Genomic DNA, 2672 nt, shown 5'->3' with positions numbered 1-2672 from the left:
TACCCAACCTACTGAAAAAATTTCCTGGGGGATGATATGAATTTTTGCCAAGGTGGGTAAGTTAGATTCATGGGAAAAAATTTATTTGTCCAATTTTTATAGGAGAAAACATGAAAACTGAATTTAAGGCCAAGTTCCTACAGCACGTTGCGAAGAAGAGAAAAGAAGAGGGTTTCACCCTGATTGAATTGTTGGTGGTTATCATCATTATCGGGATTTTGTCAGCTATTGCTTTGCCATCTTTCTTAAACCAAGCTAACAAAGCAAAGCAGTCTGAAGCAAAACAGTATTTGGCTTCTATTAACAAAGGTCAGCAAGCTTTTTATGCAGAGAAGGGCGATTTTATTAATGATGTAGCGGACATAGGAAAACTAGGTCTAGGGATTAAAACTGCAACCGGCAACTATACTTATGCTCTAGGTGAGGCCGATGTTGACGGCAAAAATGGAGCAAACGCTTGGACAGAAAAAGCTGTGAGCGGTTTGAAATATTATGTCGGTGCAGTATATTTAACAGCTGCTGGTGATGCTTTGACTTCCCAAACAATTCTTTGTGAAAGTGATACAACATCAACAGATGAAACAGAGGCGAAGAATAATCCGGGTGGAGGAGCTCAATGTGAAGATATAGCTAATTATACAACAGCTCTGTAACTTTAGCCTTTAACTCCAAAAATTTAAAGGTAGCGCGATTTGCGCTACCTATTATTTTGTAAATTATTAATGTATGTTCTGATGATTTCTGATGAATTACCTAGTGATTGGCAACAACAGGCAAATAAATATTTAGTGAACAGTAATTATGCCAAAGCTATTAACCTTTATGAAAAAGCAATAACTGCAAATCCACAAAATAAGTCATACTATTGGCAATTGGGGTTAATATTACTGTTGAAAGGGCAAGAAGAAGAAGCACAGACAACTTGGCTGTTAGGTATGGCAGATGGAGAAGCAGAAGAGGTTGAGCTGTGGACAGAAGAATTAATACAGGTATTAGCAACAGAAGCAAATAGACAACTAACAAAACAGAATGGCTCTATCGCTTGGGTTATCAGACAACACATTAGGGAAATTAACCCCACTGATATTAATAATTTATTACAGTTAATTGATTTATCTATTGCTCTCAAAAACTATACAGGAGAACAACTAACTGAATATAAAATCATTGAGCTATTAGAAAATAATACAGTCATAGAAGTTAACCAAAATTTATTGCTGCATATATTAAAAAAGCTATTAGTTTATGACCCTAAAAGTTTATCATCCATAGAATTTTCCTCAGTTGCCATTCCTCGAATAGAAGAGCGAAATACTCTTGTCAACTCTCTAATTCCAGCTATATATCAAATTGCATATTCTTTCGCAGCAGTAGGAGTTGCCAAAAAATATACAGAATTGTTATTAAATGTTGCTCCAGAGAATCGAGAGTTATTGAGAACTGTGGCACAGTTTTGTGTAGAATTAACTGACTATACTTTGGGACTTGAATATGCAGAAAAATCCTATTCTTTATCGATAGATATACACGAAAAGGTAATCTCTCACTTCCAGGTTTGTCGAGCTTTAATAACCTCAAGAGGTGCGGATCAAAAAGTTAAAGAAACATTAGATCGACAAGAGTCTCTAATACAAGCTCTAGCAGCAGAACCTCCACAAAAACTGAGTACAGTTGCCATGCGTTTGTATAATATGGGTTTTTTCTTCCCTTACGCTAGAGACTGCCCAGAAAAAAATCTCAAAATTCGTAGTCAGTTAGCACAAATTTGTCAGTTAAATTTAGAAACAGCTTGTCAGGAACAAACAAGTAAATATAGTCAGAGGTTAAACAAGAAAAATAATGTCAGTTCACAAACAAAACCTTTGAAAATAGGATATTTATCCCATTGTTTAAGAAGACATTCTGTAGGATGGATTGCCCGTTGGTTATTTACATATCACAATAGAGATAAATATGAAATTTATGCCTATTTACAAGGAGCAGAAAACCGTAATGATTCTCTACAACAGTGGTATATTAATCAAGCAACTAAAGCTCATGTTTACGGTATTGTCAGTACAGAAGTAGCAGAAGATATTTATGAAGATGAAATTGATATTTTAATTGACTTAGATAGTACAACATTAACCAATAGTTGTTCAATTATGGCAATGAAAGCAGCACCTATTCAAGCAACATGGTTAGGGTGGGATGCTTCAGGAATACCAACCATTGACTACTATATTGCCGATCCTTATGTGCTGCCAGAAAATGCTCAAGATTATTACCCACATAAAATTTGGCGACTCCCTCAAACTTATGTTGCTGTAGATGGTTTTGAGGTAAGCGTACCAAGTCTGAAACGAGAAGATTTAGGTATTCCTAGTGATGCAGTGGTTTATTTTACTGCTCAGAGGGGTTTTAAGTGTAATCCCGATACTGCTCGACTGCAAATGAAAATCCTCAAAGAAGTTTCCAATAGTTACTTCTTGTTTAAAAAATTTGGTGAGTCAGACGTTTTATCTGAATTGCTGATAGATATTGCTGAGTCAGAAGGTATTAGTAGCGATCGCTTAATTCCTATAGAAGAAGTTGCTCTAGAGGAAATTCACAGAGCTAACTTAGGTATTGCTGATATTGTTTTGGATACTTATCCCTATAATGGTGCAACAACAACGTTAGAAACTCTCTGA

The 2672-nt window shown here is 35.7% G+C and carries 2 protein-coding genes; both read left to right on the top strand.

Annotated features, from left to right (window positions below):
- The first annotated feature begins 110 nt into the window (after nucleotides 1-110).
- Nucleotides 111-653: a type IV pilin-like G/H family protein gene (locus F6K27_RS32870; protein ID WP_287284823.1), complete on the top strand. Its 543-nt coding sequence runs from the start codon at nucleotides 111-113 to the stop codon at nucleotides 651-653.
- 69 nt (nucleotides 654-722) lie between these two features.
- Nucleotides 723-2672: an O-linked N-acetylglucosamine transferase, SPINDLY family protein gene (locus F6K27_RS32865; protein ID WP_287300969.1), complete on the top strand. Its 1950-nt coding sequence runs from the start codon at nucleotides 723-725 to the stop codon at nucleotides 2670-2672.

It is taken from the genome of Okeania sp. SIO2F5 (assembly GCF_010692685.1).
Lineage (GTDB): Bacteria > Cyanobacteriota > Cyanobacteriia > Cyanobacteriales > Microcoleaceae > Okeania > Okeania hirsuta.
The sequence above is the reverse complement of the archived record's forward strand: the minus strand, read 5'-3'. Positions and strand labels throughout refer to the sequence as shown.